At 58.9% G+C, this 18,715-nt stretch carries 19 protein-coding genes; 12 read left to right on the forward strand and 7 right to left on the reverse strand.

Annotated features, from left to right (window positions below; all coding sequences use genetic code 11):
* Positions 1-10: 10 nt before the first annotated feature.
* On the reverse strand, positions 11-1,225 hold the full coding sequence (locus JFT58_RS05665) for an EAL domain-containing response regulator (RefSeq protein ID WP_054895710.1): 1,215 nt from the start codon (positions 1,223-1,225) through the stop codon (positions 11-13).
* 192 nt (positions 1,226-1,417) lie between these two features.
* Between JFT58_RS05665 and JFT58_RS05670 the strand changes: the two genes are divergently transcribed.
* Both JFT58_RS05670 and JFT58_RS05675 read left to right on the forward strand, forming a co-directional pair.
* Positions 1,418-1,672 (forward strand): hypothetical protein, encoded by a 255-nt coding sequence (locus JFT58_RS05670; protein ID WP_014718023.1) that lies wholly within the window; start codon positions 1,418-1,420, stop codon positions 1,670-1,672.
* Between the two features lie 5 nt (positions 1,673-1,677).
* Entirely contained in the window at positions 1,678-1,956 is a 279-nt protein-coding gene (locus tag JFT58_RS05675; RefSeq protein WP_020303212.1) for a hypothetical protein, read from the forward strand.
* A 19-nt stretch (positions 1,957-1,975) separates the two neighbouring features.
* Here the strand turns inward: JFT58_RS05675 and JFT58_RS05680 are convergent, their stop codons facing one another.
* Positions 1,976-2,476, reverse strand: a complete 501-nt coding sequence (locus JFT58_RS05680; protein WP_054895711.1) for a CinA family protein — start codon at positions 2,474-2,476, stop codon at positions 1,976-1,978.
* Between the two features lie 122 nt (positions 2,477-2,598).
* On the opposite strand from JFT58_RS05680, the gene JFT58_RS05685 reads away from it, so the two are divergent.
* Positions 2,599-2,997 carry a low affinity iron permease family protein gene (locus JFT58_RS05685; RefSeq protein ID WP_014718020.1) on the forward strand — a complete coding sequence of 133 codons (399 nt, stop codon included), beginning with the start codon at positions 2,599-2,601 and terminating at the stop codon, positions 2,995-2,997.
* 34 nt (positions 2,998-3,031) lie between these two features.
* Here JFT58_RS05685 and JFT58_RS05690 read toward each other — a convergent pair whose 3' ends face one another.
* Positions 3,032-4,093, reverse strand: a complete 1,062-nt coding sequence (locus JFT58_RS05690; protein ID WP_054895712.1) for a M28 family peptidase — start codon at positions 4,091-4,093, stop codon at positions 3,032-3,034.
* 192 nt (positions 4,094-4,285) lie between these two features.
* Between JFT58_RS05690 and JFT58_RS05695 the strand changes: the two genes are divergently transcribed.
* The 5 genes from JFT58_RS05695 to JFT58_RS05715 all read left to right on the forward strand — a co-directional run bounded on the left by JFT58_RS05695 (position 4,286) and on the right by JFT58_RS05715 (position 7,471).
* Positions 4,286-5,050 carry an OBAP family protein gene (locus JFT58_RS05695; RefSeq protein WP_054895713.1) on the forward strand — a complete coding sequence of 255 codons (765 nt, stop codon included), beginning with the start codon at positions 4,286-4,288 and terminating at the stop codon, positions 5,048-5,050.
* Positions 5,051-5,130: 80 nt separating this feature from the next.
* The gene (locus JFT58_RS05700) at positions 5,131-6,420 is read left to right on the forward strand and encodes an SDR family oxidoreductase (protein WP_054895768.1); all 1,290 of its coding nucleotides are present in this window, start codon (positions 5,131-5,133) and stop codon (positions 6,418-6,420) included.
* 173 nt (positions 6,421-6,593) lie between these two features.
* The gene (locus tag JFT58_RS05705) at positions 6,594-6,875 is read left to right on the forward strand and encodes a hypothetical protein (RefSeq protein ID WP_054895714.1); all 282 of its coding nucleotides are present in this window, start codon (positions 6,594-6,596) and stop codon (positions 6,873-6,875) included.
* Between the two features lie 102 nt (positions 6,876-6,977).
* On the forward strand, positions 6,978-7,235 hold the full coding sequence (locus JFT58_RS05710; protein ID WP_003190423.1) for a DUF6555 family protein: 258 nt from the start codon (positions 6,978-6,980) through the stop codon (positions 7,233-7,235).
* Entirely contained in the window at positions 7,232-7,471 is a 240-nt protein-coding gene (locus JFT58_RS05715; protein ID WP_054895715.1) for a hypothetical protein, read from the forward strand. Before JFT58_RS05710 ends, JFT58_RS05715 begins: the two co-directional genes overlap by 4 nt.
* Before the next feature lie 276 nt (positions 7,472-7,747).
* Here the strand turns inward: JFT58_RS05715 and JFT58_RS05720 are convergent, their stop codons facing one another.
* A complete protein-coding gene (locus JFT58_RS05720) occupies positions 7,748-8,605 on the reverse strand; it encodes an SDR family oxidoreductase (protein ID WP_014718015.1) in 858 nt (285 codons plus the stop codon).
* Between the two features lie 308 nt (positions 8,606-8,913).
* Here JFT58_RS05720 and JFT58_RS05725 point away from each other — a divergent pair, with 308 nt between their 5' ends.
* The gene (locus JFT58_RS05725) at positions 8,914-13,059 is read left to right on the forward strand and encodes a CheR family methyltransferase (RefSeq protein ID WP_054895716.1); all 4,146 of its coding nucleotides are present in this window, start codon (positions 8,914-8,916) and stop codon (positions 13,057-13,059) included.
* Between the two features lie 15 nt (positions 13,060-13,074).
* Here JFT58_RS05725 and JFT58_RS05730 read toward each other — a convergent pair whose 3' ends face one another.
* Entirely contained in the window at positions 13,075-13,590 is a 516-nt protein-coding gene (locus JFT58_RS05730; protein ID WP_054895717.1) for a hypothetical protein, read from the reverse strand.
* A gap of 14 nt (positions 13,591-13,604) precedes the next feature.
* Positions 13,605-13,826 (reverse strand): PLDc N-terminal domain-containing protein, encoded by a 222-nt coding sequence (locus tag JFT58_RS05735; RefSeq protein WP_003190416.1) that lies wholly within the window; start codon positions 13,824-13,826, stop codon positions 13,605-13,607.
* A 288-nt stretch (positions 13,827-14,114) separates the two neighbouring features.
* On the opposite strand from JFT58_RS05735, the gene JFT58_RS05740 reads away from it, so the two are divergent.
* Positions 14,115-15,389, forward strand: a complete 1,275-nt coding sequence (locus JFT58_RS05740; protein WP_198834315.1) for a glycoside hydrolase family 68 protein — start codon at positions 14,115-14,117, stop codon at positions 15,387-15,389.
* Positions 15,390-15,753: 364 nt separating this feature from the next.
* A complete protein-coding gene (locus JFT58_RS05745; RefSeq protein WP_034127089.1) occupies positions 15,754-16,143 on the forward strand; it encodes a tautomerase family protein in 390 nt (129 codons plus the stop codon).
* A gap of 212 nt (positions 16,144-16,355) precedes the next feature.
* Here the strand turns inward: JFT58_RS05745 and JFT58_RS05750 are convergent, their stop codons facing one another.
* Positions 16,356-17,606, reverse strand: a complete 1,251-nt coding sequence (locus tag JFT58_RS05750; RefSeq protein WP_054895718.1) for an MFS transporter — start codon at positions 17,604-17,606, stop codon at positions 16,356-16,358.
* A gap of 101 nt (positions 17,607-17,707) precedes the next feature.
* Here JFT58_RS05750 and JFT58_RS05755 point away from each other — a divergent pair, with 101 nt between their 5' ends.
* The gene (locus JFT58_RS05755; RefSeq protein ID WP_054895719.1) at positions 17,708-18,676 is read left to right on the forward strand and encodes an AraC family transcriptional regulator; all 969 of its coding nucleotides are present in this window, start codon (positions 17,708-17,710) and stop codon (positions 18,674-18,676) included.
* Positions 18,677-18,715: the final 39 nt, after the last annotated feature.

Genomic DNA, 18,715 nt, shown 5'->3' on the forward strand with positions numbered 1-18,715 from the left:
CTGATTGACATCAAATATTGCTGCGCGAGTTCAACTGGGTCGCCAGCCAGGCCAACGCGCGCGCAGCGTTCATGGGACGAGCACAGAGATAGCCCTGGGCCTCGTTGCATCCCAGCTTCAGTAATCCCTGGCGCTGGTTTTCGTTCTCGACGCCCTCCACCACCACTCGCATGCCCAGTGCCTCGCCCAGTGCCAATGTGCTACTGACCACGGCACGGTTGCGCGCACTGCTTTGAAGATCGCGGGTAAATGCGGCGTCCAGTTTGATTTCGGTAAACGGCAACTGGCACAGGCGCTCCAGCGAGGAATAGCCGGTGCCGAAGTCATCAATCGACAGGCCGGCACCCATCATGCGCAGTCGTATCAGGGTGTCGAGCACGGCGGGAGAAACTTCCAGCAGGCCGCATTCAGTGATTTCAAACGTCAGACGACACGCAGCAATGGCGTGGGATTGGAGTGAATCGCAAAGACGCGGCAATAATGAGCCACGACCGAGCTGGTCGGACTCCAGGTTGAATGCCAGCGATAAGACCTGCTGCTGCTCTGCCGACTGCTGCAAGAACTCAAGGCCTTGTTGCAACAGCGCGAAGAACAGTTCATCCAATGCGCCAACTTGAGCGAGCAGCGGCAAAAAATCTGCCGGATACAACAGGCCGTACTGTGGATGTTGCCAACGCGCCAGCACTTCAAAACCGCGCACGTGCCCCGTGCTCAAATTGAACTTGGGCTGGAAGAACGCCTTGAACTCATGCCTTGAAAAACCCCCAGCCACGCAGGCCTTGCTCAAGAACCCAGACCGGCTGCTTCGGCGCGCCTGCTTTGTCGGCGCGCCAATCCTCTCCAAGTAGCGGCTGAGCATAGGCGCAATGGCGCTTGCTGGCACCGGGAAGTCCACATAACCCAATACACTGATGCCCAACAGGCCTGCCATGCGATCAATTGCATCGTGCAGGTCCGTGCCATGGGCGCTGAACATAATGAGCGCTTTAGCCAAGTGGCCACGGCCGAGCACTTCGATGGCCCTCAAGCCGTGTGCGCCCTCGTCCTTCAAGTTGCACAAGGCGATATCGACAGGCCCGGTACGCTCGAGCAACTCAACGGCCGCCACGACATCGGCAACGGCGGCCACCTCTTCACACCCGACCTCCCGGAACACCTGGGTGGCAACAAGCCGCTTGAACGGGTGTTCTTCGATGACCAGAACACGAATAGGTAGGAAGGACATGGCAGAGCACACATAAGTGGGGATGTGCGAATTATCGGCAGACCTTCAGCCGGCGTATTTAGGAACGCTCCTAGAAAGGGCCAGAAATATGTAAGGTAGAACATCTGCCCCAGCAGCCATTACCTTGCCAGTATTTACGCCAACTGATTCTGAGCTAGCCTTAACGCGCTGAGTCCTTTATGCGGTGAACTCATGGATACGCTAACGAAAGCCGAAATCGAAACGGCCCTTTCCGCTCGCCTTCCCAAGTGCGCGGTCAAGTGCGCGCTCAACGCAGACGGCAGCCTTTCAGTCACTGTAACGGCGCACGGTATGGACCAATTCACCATCGCGAACATCAACCGCGCCCACTACCACGGTGTTTCGGGGATCAACCGGCTTGTGCGGGAAATACGTGAAGAAATGGTCATCGCCAGACAGTCTTTCTGGCTGTCATCGGTGGGGTAACAGATATGCCAGACGCTACTGACGCAACGCTGCAACCGGTCAACATTCAATACCTGCATGACACGCTGTTCGGTGTGAACACGCTCGCCAGCGAATGCATGGGGCAACTTGTGCGCACTGCGCCCGGCGTGCAGTTGCGGCTTGCACCGCCATGGCCAAAGCTATTGCCGAAGGCCCACTGGATTAGCTTTGAATGGAATGGTCAGGCCTATCGTGGCGTGGTGCAGGAGGCTGAATCCTTGACCAACGGCGACTTGCTGATGGACATCGAACCGCAGCCGTAAACGCGCACACTTGGCAGCATTAGGCGCGTTCACCGACCATCGCCCGTTGGTGAAAATGCGGCAGCCATTTCAATGCATGAAGAGACGCGGCCAACTGCACCTGCTCACGAGAACCCATAAAGCGTTCCTTGCGACTGAACACACTCAGTGCCCCGCCGTTTCGATAGGCCCAGGCAAAACAGACAGTGCCTGGGGGAATGCCATCAATTCCATCCGGCCCCAGCAGGCCAGTGGTGGCGACCGCCACATCAGCGGGGCTGTCGCGCAGCGCGCCTTGGGCCATTTCCTGGGCGACCTCACAGCTGGTGAGATTGAAGGTATCGATGGTATAGCGACGCACGTTCAACAGCCGCTGTTTCGCTTCTGGCGAATACACCACGTACCCGCTTTCGATCCACGAACCGCTGCCGTCGACCTGCGAAAGCAAGGTGATGATCTTGCCTGCGGTACACGACTCCGCCGTCGTGATGACCAACTGATGATGCTTGAGGTATTCAACGATAGAAGCAGCGACCGACATGCTGAGTGCTCCTGTGCAAGAGGGATTTGCTCATTGATTTTTGTCAAAAAAAACGATTTGTAAAAAAGAATTTCGAAATTCTGCTGGGGTCTACAGAGGAACATCCCCCAGGAGACAGCACCATGAAGTTCGCGAAATTCTGCCAAAAACTCTCCAACCAGGCGGGCAGCTCAAAAACCTTTCTGACAGCCGTCAGCTTGATTGCTGTTTGGGCGCTCACCGGGCCTTACTTTCATTACAACGACACCTGGCAGTTAATCATCAACACCTCCACTACCATCATCACCTTCCTGATGGTGTTCCTGATCCAGAATACCCAGAACCGCGACAACGATATTCTTCATCTGAAACTGGACGAGCTGATTCGTGCCACCAAAGAAGCTCACAATGCGGCGTTGAGCCTGGATAAGCTTGGGTCGCGTGAGTTGCAAAAATTGCGCGAGCAATACAGCAAGCTGGGGCAACCCAATGCGGCCGATGAAATCAGGCAGGAGACAGATTCTCCAAGCGGCCCAATCTGAGCCCCACGCCGGTCAGCGTACCTTGCACCGTCTATCAGGCTGCAAGGTACTCGGCCAATGTCGCGGCACAGGCCTGCACCGCCCCATCCAGAATCAATTCATAACCATGGGTATTTTCCGTTGGAATGGCCAGGCAGCCGGCGCGGGCACAGGTCCCGTTACTCATGACCGCACTGGCATCCGAAGCGAAATCCACCAACAGCGCATATTGGGGGCTGTAGCCGCAGCGCTCTGCGGCAGCCGCCAGGTCGTTGACCACCGCCCGGGTGTAATAGCCTTTCTGGTCCCCCGTATTGATGATCGGGTCGACGGCCAGGCGCGTGCCGTATTCCTGCATGACCGGCCCCACCTCCACCGCGATGGTGGTGTCGCCGGGTAGCGTCGACGCGGCATACATTGCCCCGGCATTGCACTCCTCTTCGAGCGTGGTGAATACCAGATAGACATCCCTGGCCAACGCCTCCCGGCGCGAAGCCAGCAGCTGGGCTGTATGCAGAACGGCAGCAATCGGGGCGCGGTCATCCAGAAAATGCGCGGCAATGGCATCGCCCACTTGGAAGGGCTCACGCCAATGACGGCTCAGCACCACACGGCTTCCTGGCCGAATGCCGTGCTCGCCTAATGCCTGGGCAGTGCATCGCGTGATCACATGAACGTCGTTCCAGTGCACATCGCCCGAGAGCACATCAGCCCCTTGTGCCGTATTACTGGTGGCGTGCATCGAGCCAAAGGACAGCACGCCAGGAAGGATGCGTGTGTCCCCCAGGATATCCACCGGGCACACGCCAAAGTTGACCGGGTTGGCCCCACCCAGCGCCGTCACCCGCAACGTGCCATCCGCCTCGACGCGTTTAACCACCATGGCGATTTCATCCATATGTGCCATGACTTTAACCGCACCGGCAGGCTCGGCATCGCTGTGCTTGCCCTTGATCAAACCCACCACATTACCCGCCTGATCGACCCAGGCCTCATCGCACAACGGCGTCAGGCTTTCCAGGCAAATGGCGCGCACCTCGTCTTCCTGACCGCCCGGCCCGCGTGCCCGGAGCAATTGGGTAAGCAGCGTCGACGCTGGATTTTCAGTCTTGTGCATGGGATGAACACCTCACTGGCAGGTAAGCAATTGCGCTGTCAGCGCCTCTATAAAAAACGACCTGATGAATGAGTGAGTGTTCAACTCAAAGCATTTTGAACGCCCCGTACGCGCGTCTTTCCAACGAGAACAGGATCAAACCTGGCTTTGATCATCGCGCATGAACACACCGGCAACAGGAGGCAGCCGACCATGACTGACAACCCCATCCATCAAGTGACCCAATCCCTGGCCGCAGCAGTGACGCTGGCCCTGCTCAGCGCCTGCGCTGGCAACAACTCACGTTCGAATGTCGAGGCACCTGGGAAGCCGACAACACCTTCGACCCGAACGCTGGAAGCCGGCGCCGCCCTGCTGCAATCACGCCCACCGATTGATGCCCTGAACGCCTACCTGGACGGTTTTCACTTCTACAACGGCCATCCCGATGTGCAAATGGAAGCCCATCACTACTGCGCAATCCTCAACGAGGAGGTCATCCAGTGTGTGATCTACGACGGCAACCGCAAGGATGCCAAGTTGATGGGCGTGGAGTACATCATCAGCGAGGCGCAGTTCAACACGCTGCCCGCGCCTGAAAAGGCGTTGTGGCATAGCCATGTGCATGAAGTGAAGTCAGGGCAACTGGTCGCGCCGGGCATTCCTGAGGCGGCGGAACATGCGCTGATGGAGAAGCTGGTGCACACCTACGGCAAGACCTGGCACACCTGGCATACCGATCTGGATAAACGCCTGCCGTTAGGCGTGCCTCAGTTGATGATGGGGTTTACCGCAGACGGCCAGGCTGACCCGCGTATGGTCGCCGAACGCGATAAACGCCTGGGCATCGACAGTGCCGACAAGAAAAAGACGCGCGCCGATATCCCCGCGCCGCCCATCGCCCCTGGGGCGGACGCGTGGCGCCAGGGCACGGTTATCCAGATCGCCGACCCGACCCTGAAGGCCCATCAACATTGACACCGCCATTCAGTCATTTGGATTGAACGATCATTTGCGGGCCTTTCTCTACCCAAGACCAGCCAAAGGAGGATGTCATGATGATTGATACCGCAACCGGAATGAGGCCTGGCGAGCGATACGCCGTGGAAAACCTGGAGCGCACACCGAACTTCAGCGGGTTTTTCCTGGACGGAAAGTACTACCTAGGCCCTGAATTGATGACGGCCGTCGGATGGCTTGAAGGCCAGACTTTTATCTATGATGAGCTCGACGCCACAGGCGAACCGGTGTTTCCCGACCGCGTCGCTGGCACCGTCGAAAACCTGACCCTGATACTGACTGACGGTACCCGCCTGCAACTGCACCCGGTGCCCGTCCACGTGCCCGAGGATTCGCCTGGCGTCATGCAGGCCAAGGGGAAACTGCACGGCAAGACCGTGGTGATCACCGGCGCCTCCAGTGGCATTGGTCGCGCGGCTGCTCACGCCTTTGCCGAGCAAAGTACCCGCTTGGTATTGGCGGCCCGAGATGAAAAAGCCTTGGAAGAGGTGGTCGAGGAATGCGCTGCGCGTGGCGCCGAGGCCATCGCCGTTAAAACCGATGTAACCCAGGGCGACCAGATGCGCGCCCTTGCCGAACAGGCGGCGGCCTTCGGCAATGGCCGCATCGATATCTGGATCAACAACGCCGGAGTAGGCGCCGTCGGCAGTTTCGAGGACACGCCCCTGGAAGCCCACGAACAGGTGCTGCAAACCGACCTGCTCGGGTACCTGCGCGGCACCCACGTGGTGTGGCCCTATTTCAAAGCCCAGCACCGCGGCATTCTGATCAACACCTTGTCGCTGGGCAGTTGGGTAGCCCAGCCCTATGCCGTCGCCTACTCAGCCAGTAAATACGGCCTGCGCGGCCTGACTGAAGCACTGCGTGGGGAGCTGACTGATTACCCCGATATTCATGTGTGCGACATCTATCCCGCCGTAATGGACACACCGGGCTTTCGCGATGGCGGCAATTTTACCGGCCACACCTTGACGCCACCGCCACCGGTCTACGACCCACATAAAGTCGCGCAAGCGATGGTGGCCTGTGCGCTGCAACCGAGGGACAGCACCACGGTAGGCAGCGCTGCCACCGTGGCCCGCGTCGCGCATTTTTTGCTGCCCGGCTTTGCCCGGTTATCCGGTTGGCTCACCCGCCTCGGCCTGGAGCGCAGCCAGCGCGCCGCCACGTCGGCGGGCAATCTGTACACCCCGGCAAGCGGTGAACGTCGTGTCGAAGGCGGCTGGCGGCAAACCCGCCGTACGCCCTATGGGATGGTTGCAATAGGCGCAGCGCTGCTAGTGGGCGGCGTTGTCGTTGCGCGCAAATATTCGGCTCGTCACAAATGAAAACGGGGCAAATCCCGAATACCAGCCAGTCAAGCACAACTCCTCTGTGGGAGCGGGCTTGCTCGCGAAGGCGGTGGATCAGTCACGTCAATGTTTAATCGACGGACGTCTTCGCGAGCAAGCCCGCTCCCACATTTGATCTTCGTTGTTCCCTTTACATGAGGTAACCCAGCATGTCTTACGACTACCAAGGTATTGCCAGTGTCATCACTGCCTCGCGCCATCTTGGAACACCCTCAGATGAACACCTTAACGAATCAAAAAACATCCAAATGACCAGTAGCGGTAAACCGACCATCGCGCGCTTGGACTTTGACACGCCAATGGATTGGCCCGGCAATCCCAACTTTATCACCGTCAATTTGCCCGACGGCTCCTCTGTCAGCGGGGTCATCGCCGAGCTGCAACGCCCGGCCGATGGGCCTGGATGGGTCACCTTTACGGTAGACGATTAGGTCTCGTCCACGCCCTGCGCCCAATCATCGAATTGTCGGACAACTTATTTGAATTTTTTTTGACGTCAAATATCTGTAGTTCATGAGTATCAAGGAGGCCTCATGAAACACAACGACCTTTTCACTATCGAGTACCAGCTGCACGGCGAGCCCAAGTCCTTCATCGTGCGCGCACCGCGCATGGACAATGCCGAGGCTTGGCATTGGGCCAGTTGTGACGCTGGTGTGGCGGTCATCCCCAAATTTGGGCAACACACGTTCAAGCGTGTGTCCAAACCGATGGCGGAGAAATACGGCATTACCCAGGTGCGCTGGAGTGGCGCGGCACAGATTCAATGGGCGGAGGGCCTCAGAGGATGAACAGTCAGACTCTTGGTTATACAACTACAAACAGGCGGGACGACGAAGTCGTGCGAAATGCCGAGATGTTTTTCGAAGCTGATCGATTGGATGCGTTGGCGTACGAGATCATTGAGTCCTACAGCGGCGATGCGCATACGTGGGCGCGGTTTACCGAGGCGAAGAAACGTGCGGATGCGCAGCGCACAGTGGCCTATCGGGAGTGGATGCGAATTCATCGTTCCAAGCGCAACTAACGTCAGCCTGTGGGAGCTGGCTTGCCTGCGATAGCGGCCTGACAACCCATCAGGATGTCAGGCCGAGTGTATATCCCCTCGCGTTCACGCCCCTGACTCAGGGTCTGTTGAAGGCCCTCCAGGAGCGACACCGCCTTGCCTCTGTGCCTGTTGCCCGCCTGCCGGTGCCTGCGACTTATCGTTTCGCTTAGCCGCCGCCGGGCGCACCTTGCGCTCAGAAGGATTCGGTTCGTGGTGCTTCGAGGCTTCGCTCATACCGCCCTCCTCAATCACTGATCAAAGTATCGGCTTGCCACCCGTCACGCCGTAGCGTTCGCCGGAGATGTAGCTGCCTTCATCCGACGCCAGCAGCACATAGATCGGCGCCACTTCCACTGGCTGGCCTGGGCGTCCCAATGGGGTGTTGCCGCCAAAGTTTTTCACCATGTCCGGCGTCATCGTCGAGACAATCAACGGCGTCCAGATAGGCCCGGGTGCCACGCTGTTGACGCGAATCCCCCGCTCGCCGAGCATCTGCGCCAGGCCGGCGGTGAAGTTGGCAATCGCGCCCTTGGTGGCCGCATAGGGCAACAGGCTGGGGTTGGGCATATCGGAGTTGACCGAGCTGGTATTGATGATCGAACTGCCCTCGGCCATGTGAGGCAGTGCGGCCTTGCAGATGCGGAACATCGCGGTGATGTTGACGTTGAAGGTTTTCACCCAGTCCTCGTCGGGGATGTCTTCCAGCGATTGATAGGTCATCTGGAACGCTGCGTTGTTGACCAGCACATCGATGCGGCCGAACTTCTCCACGGTGTCGTTGACGATGGCCGTGCACTGCGCCGCATCGCCCAGGTCGCCGGGCAGTAAGAGGCATTGACGACCCGCCGCCTCGACCCAGCGTGCGGTCTCCTTGGCGTCTTCATGTTCATCCAGATACGACACCGCCACGTCCGCGCCTTCACGTGCGAAGGCAATGGCCACGGCCCGTCCGATGCCGCTGTCGGCCCCGGTGACCAAGGCGATTTTATTGGCGAGCCGCCCCGAGCCTTGGTACGACTGCTCACCGCAATCGGGCATCGGGTCCATCTTGCGCTGCTCACCGGGTACGGGCTGTTGCTGGGCGTTGAAGGGTGGTTTTGGATAGCTGTTCATCAGAACGTCTCCTGGGTGGGTTTCTCTTTGCGAGGGTTCGCCAGGAAGCGAAGTTCAGACGGATTTTCAGAAAATCGGACAGCCGTGCTACCGCGATGGCCACTCGTCAGTTTGATTAAACCTTCCGCAGGCTGCGCGCCTCAACCGGGTGTAAGTGGTCGGTCGAATGACCGGGTGGCCTAAACGCATTTTTTGTTGGCGGCAGGTTTTCAGCTATATTTCACTGTCGGTTCAGCCCTCGCCCTCGTTCCTCAAGTTCTTACCTCTACACCCGTCTTCCTGTGCGCCGTTATCCAAGGTTGGTATTTATGAAGTCTGCCCCCCCGCGGTCCCCCAACGTTCCGCAACGCAAAGATCTGACCCCCAGCAACTTGAATTTCCCGGTGGTGGGTATTGGCGCGTCGGCGGGCGGGCTGCAAGCCGTGAAAGCGTTCTTCGAGCACATGCCCAGAGACTGCGGCATGGCCTTTGTGGTGATCCTGCATCTTTCGCCCGACCATCAAAGTGTGGCGGGCAAGATCATTCAGGAAACGACCCGCATGCCGGTGTCGCAGGTCAATGACGCCACGCCCATCGAAAAGAATCACGTGTACGTCATCTCGCCAGCACAGCTCTTGAAGATGAATGATGGCTACCTCGCGGTCTCACCTTCCGTGCGCGAAGGTGGACCGCACATTGCCATCGACCTGTTTTTTCGCGACCTGGCAGACACCCATAAAGAACGCGCGTTTTGTCTGATCCTGTCTGGTACCGGCTCAGATGGCGCGGTAGGGCTGTCACGCATCAAAGAGCAAGGCGGCATCACCCTGGTACAAGCACCGGAAGACGCCGAGTACGATGGCATGCCGCTGGCGGCCATCGAAACCCAGATGGTCGACCTGGTGCTGCCTGTGGTGGAAATGCCGCAGAAGCTGCTGGAACTGTGGCGCAATGCCCAGTCGATTGTGCTGCCCACCGCCAACGACCCTGAGATCAAGACCACCCCACCCAGTACCGAACGCGATGCCGCCGTGGCCGAGCAGCTGTTGCTGGATATTCTAATCCAGTTGCGCGCCAGTACCGGGCATGACTTCAAGCATTACAAGCGCGCCACGGTGTTACGTCGTATCGAGCGGCGCTTGCAGGTCACGGCCCAACCCGACCTCGCCACCTATTACAACTTCCTCCAGGCCAACCCGGACGAAACCAAGGCTTTGCTGGGCGACATGCTGATTGGCGTGACCAACTTCTTTCGCGACCGCGAGGCCTTCGAAGCGCTTGAGCGAGACGTAATCCCCAACCTGGTGAAGTCACTGGAAGACAGCGTGCCGCACCGTGAGGAAGTGCGTATCTGGTCGGCAGGATGCTCCACCGGCGAAGAGGCCTACAGCCTGGCGATGCTGGTGGCCGAGCAACTGGCGCTGGACGCCAGCGGTGCAAAGATGCAGGTGTTTGCCACTGATATTGATGAGCGGGCCATTACCCATGGCCGCAACGGCGTGTACCCCGAAGCGATCATCACCGACGTACCGCCTCAACGGTTGCGCCAGTACTTTGCCAAGGAGAAGAACCAGCACTACCGGGTGCGCAAGGAAATTCGCGAAAAGGTACTGTTCGCCAAGCACAGCCTGTTGGCCGACCCACCGTTTTCGCAGATCGACCTGATCGTGTGCCGCAACCTGTTGATCTACCTGGACCGCGAAGTGCAACGCGACATCCTGCAAATGTTCCACTTCGCGTTGCGCCCCGGAGGTTACCTGTTTCTCGGCTCCTCGGAGTCGGCCGACGGCTGCCTGGACCTGTTTGTACCGGTGGACAAGCGCAACCGCATTTTCAGGGTGCGTGCCGGCTCGTCCGCCGTGCGTCGCGCCCCGACCATGCCGCGAGGCGGCTACCTGCGCCCGAGCGCCACGACGCTGGCGATTGAAACCAAGGCGCCCAGCAAGGTCTCGTTCGCGGACATCCATCTGCGCGCTCTGGAAAAAGCCGCGCCGCCCAGCGTTATCGTGAATATGCAGGCCGATATCCTGCACATGAGCGAAGGCGCAGGTCGATTCCTGCGCTACGTGGCCGGCGAGGTGACGCACAACCTGCTGACGTTGGTGCATCCCGATTTACGCCTCGATATCCGCACCACCTTGTTTCAGGTCCAGCAATCGAATAGCCCGGTGTCTTCGCGCAAGATCCGCATCCAACGCGAGCAAGGCCCCTTCCTGGTGGACATCAGCGCCCGCCCCTACCGCGATGAAGCGACCGAAAACGACTACGTGCTGGTGATCTTCCAGGAAACCGCCGTCGACCCACAGCTGCCCGACATCGACACCGTCAGCCAGGCCGAAAACGCGATCATGAGCAACCTGGAGCGCGAGCTGCAACGCACCAAGTTGCACCTGCAGGACACCATCGAACAGGCGGAAGTCTCCAGCGAGGAACTCAAGGCCTCCAACGAAGAAATGCAGGCCGTCAACGAAGAACTGCGCTCGGCCACCGAGGAGTTGGAAACCAGCAAGGAAGAGTTGCAGTCGATCAACGAAGAATTGCTGACCGTCAATTTCGAGCTCAAGACCAAGGTGGAAGAGACGGACAAGGTCAACGACTACCTGACCAACCTGATAGCGTCCACCGACATCGCCACGGTCTTTGTCGACCGCAACATGCGCATCCGTTGGTTCACGCCACGGGCCACGGATATTTTCAGTATGTTGCCGGTGGACACCGGACGCTCATTGCTGGACATCACCCACCGCCTCAATTACCCGCAAATGACCGAAGACGCCGCCACCGTGTTTGAGTCCCTGAGCTTGATCGAGCGGGAAATCAGCAGCAACGACGACCGCTGGTACATTGCGCGGTTGCTGCCTTACCGCTCCAGTGAAGACCACATTGATGGCACCGTGCTGACCTTCATTGATATCACCAAGCGGCGTCAGGCCGAAGAGGAACTGCGCCTGGGCGAGGAGCGCATGCGTCTGGTTGCCGAGAGCACCCACGACTTTGCCATCATCATCCTCGATGACCACGGCGCCATCACCGACTGGAACACCGGTGCCGAACTGATCTTCGGCTACACCAAGGACGAGGTGCTGGGCGCTTACTACGACCTGATTTTCTCCCCGGAAGACCGCTCCGCTGGCGTGCCGGAGAGCGAACTGCGCACCGCCCGCGAACATGGGCGTGGCGAAGATGAACGCTGGCATGTGCGCAAGGATGGCAGCCGTTTCTATTGCAGTGGCGAGGTGACGCAGCTCAAGAGCGACAGCTTGCGCGGCTACGTCAAGATTGCCCGCGACCTTACCGGCCACAAACGCACCCAGGACGAACAGAATCAGCGCTTGAAGGAAACCCAGACCAACAGCCATCTCAAGGATGAGTTCTTCGCGGTGATGTCCCACGAACTCAAGCATCCGTTGAACCTGATCCAGCTGAACGCCGAACTGTTGCGGCGCTTGCCAGCCACCAAGGTCGCGGGCCCGGCCATCAAGGCGGTCAATACCATCTGCGAAGCGGTGTCCAGCCAGGCGCGGATCATTGACGACCTGCTGGATGTCGCCCGGGTTCGCACGGGCAAACTGAAGCTGAAAAAGCAACCGATCGACCTGATTCGCACCCTCAAGGACATTCACAGCGTGGTCCTTGCCGACGGTCATCGTCGCCAGGTCAGCCTTCAGACACCTTCGGTGCCGGGCCCGTTGATCGTTGACGTAGACCCCACGCGCATCGAGCAAGTGATCTGGAACCTGGTCAACAACGCCCTGAAATTCACCCCCGAAGACGGCCAGGTGCAGTTGGTGGTCAGCCGCTCGGACGGGCGCGCGCAACTGGACGTCATCGACAGCGGCGCGGGCCTGGCCCAAGAAAGCCTGGAAGAAATCTTCGACCTGTTCGGGCAAGCGGAAAACCAGCACCAGACTCACCAGCGCGAAGGCCTGGGGATTGGCTTGTCGTTGGTGCGGCAGCTGGTGGAGGCCCACGGCGGTTCGGTGAGCGTGCATTCGCGAGGGTTGGGCTTCGGTTGCACCTTTTCGATCTGGTTGCCGCTGTGCGAACAGCAGGATCATCTGCTGGATAGCGGCGCTACCCAGAACGAAGATCAGCGCCTCAATGGCCTCAAGGTTTTACTGGTCGATGATTCAGCCGAAGTCCTTGAGGTGCTGAACATGCTGCTGGAAATGGAAGGCGCCCAAGTGAGCGCCTTCAGCGACCCGTTAAGCGCACTTGAAACAGCCCGGGATGCCCAGTACGACGTGATTATTTCGGACATCGGCATGCCTAAAATGAATGGCCATGAGCTGATGCAGAAGCTGCGCAAAGTAAGCCACCTTCGACAGGCTCCCGCCATCGCCTTAACGGGCTATGGCGCTGGCAATGACCAGAAAAAGGCGACTGAATCGGGCTTTAATGCGCATGTCAGCAAACCCGTGGGCCATGACTCGTTGATCTCCTTGATCGAAAAACTGTGCCGCTCACGCCGTTAGGGTTTGGGCTGACGGTCAAGGGTAGATGAACTGAGAGAAGCGCACGGACGCCCCTGTTAGTCGCGACACCTGGGTATCCACGCTGCCCACCGTGTCGCTGCGCAAGGTCAGGTACAACACGGCCTGGCCGGCGCTGTCACTCAGCATCCAGACGCTTACACCCTCCCCGGCCGCCCTGGCCTTGAGCGGCTGCGGCTGGAGCGTCTCGATATTGAAACCGCGCAGCAGCTCACCGCTCAGCTCGACCTCCAGGGGTTGTTGCGCCTTGCCTTGCACATGAATCACCAGCCCATCGGAGGCGCCATTGCGTAAAAAGCGTTGGTACTCCACGCGCAACTGCCCATCGGCACTGCGCACTTCGCGGGTGCTCAGCGGCCCGCTGGAAAACAGGCCCGCCAGGCTCAGCCCCATCAGCACCAGCAGCGCGTACCAACCCACCCTTTCAAAGCGCCAGACCTTGCGCTGCAAGGCCATATCTTCCGGTACCGGGTAGTTGCGGCTCTGTAAGTCGTCGGGGTCTGGGTTGTTCATAGCGCGGCCCGGACTCAGCCCTTGCTGTGCTCGGGAGAAGACGGCCCCTTGGTGACACCCCTTGGGCCGGCAATCGCCCATATCGCGGCGCCCAGGAACGGCAGTACCACGACGACAGCACTCCAGCCTGCCTTGCTGGCCGATGCGTTATCGCTGCGCCAGATGCTGTTGATGATCCACGCGTCGAGCAGTACGAGGATCACTGCCAGGCCTATCCAGAAGTAAGTGGTTTGCATGATGCACCTCCAGGTTATGTAACTTTGGGTGCGCAGGCGCAGGCAGGGTTCATTATTTTTGGGCTTTCTGCCTGGCGCTTGGTTTGCCGCCATCATGCGGACAACTTCGCCGATTCATTCAGGAACGAACCTCTTTAAACAAGACACGCTGAAACGTATCAGCTTTGGAAAAAGCACGAATTATGCACAACTGCATTTTTAACCTTGACCCATAGCGACGAGTCCTCTAAATTCAAATAACTGTATATGAATACAGTATTTTGAATCCCTTCATGGACGAGGCTTACTATGAAAAGCACCCCTTCGAAATTTGGCAAAACACCCCATCAACCCAGCCTGTGGACCCGCGCCGATGCGCTCAAAGTCCATGCGGACGACCCCACCACCACCCAGCCGCTGGTCAGTGCGAACTTCCCGGTATTGAATGACGAGGTTTTTATCTGGGACACCATGCCGCTGCGTGATATCGACGGCAACATCACCTCCGTCGACGGCTGGTCGGTGATCTTCACCCTCACCGCGGATCGCCATCCGAACGACCCGCAATACCTCGATCAGAATGGCAACTACGACGTCATCCGCGACTGGAACGATCGCCATGGCCGGGCAAAGATGTACTACTGGTTCTCCCGCACCGGCAAAGACTGGAAACTCGGCGGCCGGGTAATGGCTGAAGGGGTTTCGCCCACCGTGCGCGAATGGGCTGGCACACCGATCCTGCTGAACGAACAAGGCGAAGTGGACCTGTACTACACCGCCGTCACGCCCGGCGCGACCATCGTCAAGGTGCGTGGCCGCGTGGTGACCACCGAGCACGGCGTCAGCCTGGTGGGCTTCGAGAAGGTCAAGCCACTGTTCGAGGCGGACGGCAAGATGTACCAGACCGAAGCGCAAAACGCCTTCTGGGGCTTTCGCGATCCATGGCCATTCCGCGACCCGAAAGACGGCAAGCTGTACATGCTGTTCGAAGGCAACGTGGCCGGCGAGCGCGGTTCGCACAAGGTCGGTAAAGCCGAAATCGGCGACGTGCCACCCGGCTATGAAGACGTCGGCAACTCGCGCTTCCAGACCGCCTGCGTCGGGATCGCCGTGGCCCGCGACGAAGACGGCGACGACTGGGAAATGCTGCCACCGCTGCTGACCGCGGTCGGCGTCAACGACCAGACCGAACGCCCGCACTTCGTGTTCCAGGACGGCAAGTACTACCTGTTCACCATCAGCCACACCTTCACCTACGCCGACGGTGTAACCGGCCCAGACGGGGTGTACGGTTTCGTCGCCGATTCGCTGTTCGGCCCGTATGTGCCGTTGAACGGCTCTGGCCTGGTACTGGGCAACCCGTCCTCCCAACCGTTCCAGACCTACTCGCACTGCGTCATGCCCAACGGCCTGGTGACCTCCTTCATCGACAGCGTACCGACCGACGACACCGGCACGCAGATCCGTATCGGCGGCACCGAGGCACCGACGGTGGGTATCAAGATCAAAGGGCAGCAAACGTTCGTAGTCGCGGAGTATGACTACGGCTACATCCCGCCGATGCTCGACGTTACGCTCAAGTAAACGGAGGCTGTAAGACAACGGGTTTGAATTCGATGACAAACCCGTAGTGGATAGCATCGAGATATCCCGTCTGATGCAACTCACCCCACCTCACTGGCTACAAGGATGTAGCCAGTGAGGTGGGGTGCGCGCTGTGCCCGTTGAAGGCCAGCGCCTCAAAGCCAGTCGTAGACGTCGATGCCGCTGAGAATGAGCGGGTGATTCATGAGGCTTAAGTCGATCAATTTCCAACGTTTTTGAAAGTGAATTGTTCTAAAAAGAAAACAATGAATTTTAATATATGGCCTTTTTATGAACAGTCCAAAGCTTTATCGTGTGAATCCTTCCTGCAATGCACGCACCTTTGACTAGTGAGAATCAAGACATGCCATTGATCAAAATCGACCTTATAGATGGGCGTTCTGATGACCAAGTAAAAACCTTGCTCGACGCTGCCCACTGCGCAGTCGTGGAGGCATTTCAAGTACCCGAAGGGGATAGGTATCAAATCGTCAACGAACATCGCCCAAGTAGATTGATTGTCAAAGATACAGGGCTCGGTATCGATCGAACGGACAATGTAGTGGTGATCACTGTGATCAGTCGTCCTAGGACTGAGGAATCCAAAGTCTTGTTCTATCAGTTGCTAGCGAAAGGCCTGCGGGAGAAATGTGGAATTGCCGCCTCCGAACTGGTGGTTTCAATAGTAACCAATACAGATGCGGACTGGAGCTTTGGTTATGGACGGGCACAATTTCTAACCGGGGAGCTTTGAGGCACTCAGTGGAGTCTGGCTCCGAGTTGGGCCCCAAAGGAGTATCCCACACGGCAATCCCGCGGTGCCCTTGATACCGCCTTGCGGATATTTTCTGCTATGCGCTCGCGCAGGGGCGCCTATGCTTCGCCTGGAAACCACCGTGACTCAGGATTATCGGTGCCAAATGTGACATCCACCCAAAGCGCAACGAGGCAGTTTGGAAAACCGAATCAAAGGTGCAATGCGGGCGTGGACTCGCGAACGCCATGGACAGAAGGAACCCGGACACGCAGCGCAATCAGCAACGCAGCCAGCAGCATCAGCATCGCTGCCGCTATGAATACGCCAGCGCTGCCACCGAGGCTGAACACTGCTCCGCCAGCGGCGGCGCCCGTGGCGATGGCGGACTGCACAGAGGCCACCACCATGCCCCCGGCGCTTTCCGCCTGATCAGGTACCGCGCTGGCGACCCAGTTCGACCACGCCACCGGCACACCGCCGAAGGCCAAGCCCCATATTGCCAGCAGTACCGCCTGCCCCGGCAACGAGGGTGGCAACAGCACCAACGCCAGTGCTGCAACCCCGACCAGCGCAGGCATTAACACCAGAGTGGCCAGCGGGTGGTGCTCCAGCAGCCTGCCAGCCAACAGCGTGCCGAAGAAGTTCGCCACACCGAACCCCAGCAACATCAGCGACAGCCCTTGCGGGCCGATGCCGGTAGTGCCTTCCAGGAATGGCCGAACATAGGTGAACATCGCAAAGTGACCGCTATGCACCAGCACACAACCGAACATCCCCATGGCGATGCCCGGGCGCTGCAACACTTCGAAAACGGTGCGCAGACGTGTCGGCCGGCGCGGCGCGAGGCGCGGCAAAGTCAATGACTGAAAAGCCAGGGTCACCATGCCTACCGCCGCCGCTGCAAAGAACGCACTGCGCCAGCCGTATAGCCCACCCAGATAGCTGCCCAGCGGCACGGCAACAACCGTCCCGATAGCAATCCCGCTGAAAATGATCGACAGCGCCCGAGGCAACAAAGCACTCGGCACCAGGCGCATCGCCACCGCCGCAGCCATGCTCCAGAACCCGCCTAGGGCAATCCCCAGCAAGATGCGCATCAACAACAGCACCGCGAAGCTGGAGGAAACGGCGACCAGAAGATTGGAGGCAACCATCAGCGTTGAAAACCCCAGCAACACCCAACGTCGGTCGATACCGCGGGTCAGGCCTGGCGCCAACAAACCGGCGAACAGCGCTACCACTGCTGTCACCGTTACCGCCTGGCCAGCCAGTGCTTCGGACACTCCCAGATCAGTCGCCATCAGTGTTAACAAACTGGCCGGAAGGTACTCAGCGGTCAGTAATCCGAACACCCCCATTGCCAGCGAGAAGACCGCCATCCACGCGGGGGCCGCAGGCTCTGCCTCCGAGAAGGCGCCGGGATGGCGGTTGGATACGGCACTACATATACAGTCAGTCATTGCAGGGATCTCCAGTCTTCATTTCAGGCCGCAGTCTAGGCGCCGGAAACTGGATGATCTATGATCAAAAACCTCTACTTTTTGACTAAAACACCTGAACAATGTCTGCAGAACAGTTTGCTCTTTCCTCGGATCTCATCAACGAGCTGTTGCGCGGCATGCGCCTGCGTGGCGTCGAATACCGGCGTATACAAACGAGTCCGACTTTCGGTTTGGGCTTCGCTGAAAAAACTGGGCATGCCTGGTTCCATTTCATGGCGGTCGGCAATGCGGTACTGCGAATGGCGGACGGCACCACCTACGCGCTGTCTGCCGGCAACGCCGTGCTCATCTCCCATGGCGCGGCCCATCAACTGTCTTCCCATGCGGACGTACCCGTTCAGGACATCGAACGCCTAGACCGCGTCCCCCTCGGTGACACCGTGAGCGCGGTGCACACCGCAACCGATGCTAGCCCAACGCCGAGCACTATTTTGTTCAGTGGTTGCATGGAGTTTGAACTGGGCAGTATCCATGGCCTTGGCAAACTGATGCCGGGCCTGATGTTGATTGATGCCGGCGGCCAGCGCTACCCTGGACTGGTGCCTATCCTGACCACCATGGAACGCGAGGTCAGCGCCGCACGTGTGGGCTTCGCCGGCATCCTCGCGCGGTTGGCCGACGTGGTGGCCGCCATGGTCGTTCGCGGCTGGGTGGAGTGCGCTTGCGGTAATGCCTCTGGCCTGGTCGCCGCCTTGCGCGATCCACGCTTGGCCGGTGCGCTGCTAGCGCTCCATCAACAACCGGGCCGCGACTGGACCGTTGCCCAGTTGGCAGAGCAATGCAATACCTCACGCTCAGCCTTCGCGGATCGCTTCCAGGTGACGATTGGCATGACGCCGCTGCGCTATGTCACCGAACTACGAATGCGGCTTGCAAGCCAGTGGCTGACCCTGGAAAGGCTGCCGATTGAAGAGGTAGCACAGCGCTTGGGCTATACATCCCAGGCCGCTTTCAGTCGCGCATTCAAACGCATTACGGGCAAGACACCGGGGTTAAGTCGCAAGGTGAGGCAGCCCATTGTTACTTGACGCTGAGCGCACGTAGTCGACGATCTGTGCCTCTGAATC

Origin of the sequence: Pseudomonas sp. MF6767 (assembly GCF_016405475.1) — a bacterium.
GTDB classification, from domain to species: Bacteria; Pseudomonadota; Gammaproteobacteria; order Pseudomonadales; family Pseudomonadaceae; genus Aquipseudomonas; species Aquipseudomonas paracarnis.

Coding starts and splice junctions, on each gene's coding strand:
- JFT58_RS05665 (WP_054895710.1), bottom strand. CDS start 1,225: ATGTCCTTCCTACCTATTCGTGTTCTGGTCATCGAAGAACACCCGTTC.
- JFT58_RS05670 (WP_014718023.1), top strand. CDS start 1,418: ATGGATACGCTAACGAAAGCCGAAATCGAAACGGCCCTTTCCGCTCGC.
- JFT58_RS05675 (WP_020303212.1), top strand. CDS start 1,678: ATGCCAGACGCTACTGACGCAACGCTGCAACCGGTCAACATTCAATAC.
- JFT58_RS05680 (WP_054895711.1), bottom strand. CDS start 2,476: ATGTCGGTCGCTGCTTCTATCGTTGAATACCTCAAGCATCATCAGTTG.
- JFT58_RS05685 (WP_014718020.1), top strand. CDS start 2,599: ATGAAGTTCGCGAAATTCTGCCAAAAACTCTCCAACCAGGCGGGCAGC.
- JFT58_RS05690 (WP_054895712.1), bottom strand. CDS start 4,093: ATGCACAAGACTGAAAATCCAGCGTCGACGCTGCTTACCCAATTGCTC.
- JFT58_RS05695 (WP_054895713.1), top strand. CDS start 4,286: ATGACTGACAACCCCATCCATCAAGTGACCCAATCCCTGGCCGCAGCA.
- JFT58_RS05700 (WP_054895768.1), top strand. CDS start 5,131: ATGATTGATACCGCAACCGGAATGAGGCCTGGCGAGCGATACGCCGTG.
- JFT58_RS05705 (WP_054895714.1), top strand. CDS start 6,594: ATGTCTTACGACTACCAAGGTATTGCCAGTGTCATCACTGCCTCGCGC.
- JFT58_RS05710 (WP_003190423.1), top strand. CDS start 6,978: ATGAAACACAACGACCTTTTCACTATCGAGTACCAGCTGCACGGCGAG.
- JFT58_RS05715 (WP_054895715.1), top strand. CDS start 7,232: ATGAACAGTCAGACTCTTGGTTATACAACTACAAACAGGCGGGACGAC.
- JFT58_RS05720 (WP_014718015.1), bottom strand. CDS start 8,605: ATGAACAGCTATCCAAAACCACCCTTCAACGCCCAGCAACAGCCCGTA.
- JFT58_RS05725 (WP_054895716.1), top strand. CDS start 8,914: ATGAAGTCTGCCCCCCCGCGGTCCCCCAACGTTCCGCAACGCAAAGAT.
- JFT58_RS05730 (WP_054895717.1), bottom strand. CDS start 13,590: ATGAACAACCCAGACCCCGACGACTTACAGAGCCGCAACTACCCGGTA.
- JFT58_RS05735 (WP_003190416.1), bottom strand. CDS start 13,826: ATGCAAACCACTTACTTCTGGATAGGCCTGGCAGTGATCCTCGTACTG.
- JFT58_RS05740 (WP_198834315.1), top strand. CDS start 14,115: ATGAAAAGCACCCCTTCGAAATTTGGCAAAACACCCCATCAACCCAGC.
- JFT58_RS05745 (WP_034127089.1), top strand. CDS start 15,754: ATGCCATTGATCAAAATCGACCTTATAGATGGGCGTTCTGATGACCAA.
- JFT58_RS05750 (WP_054895718.1), bottom strand. CDS start 17,606: ATGACTGACTGTATATGTAGTGCCGTATCCAACCGCCATCCCGGCGCC.
- JFT58_RS05755 (WP_054895719.1), top strand. CDS start 17,708: ATGTCTGCAGAACAGTTTGCTCTTTCCTCGGATCTCATCAACGAGCTG.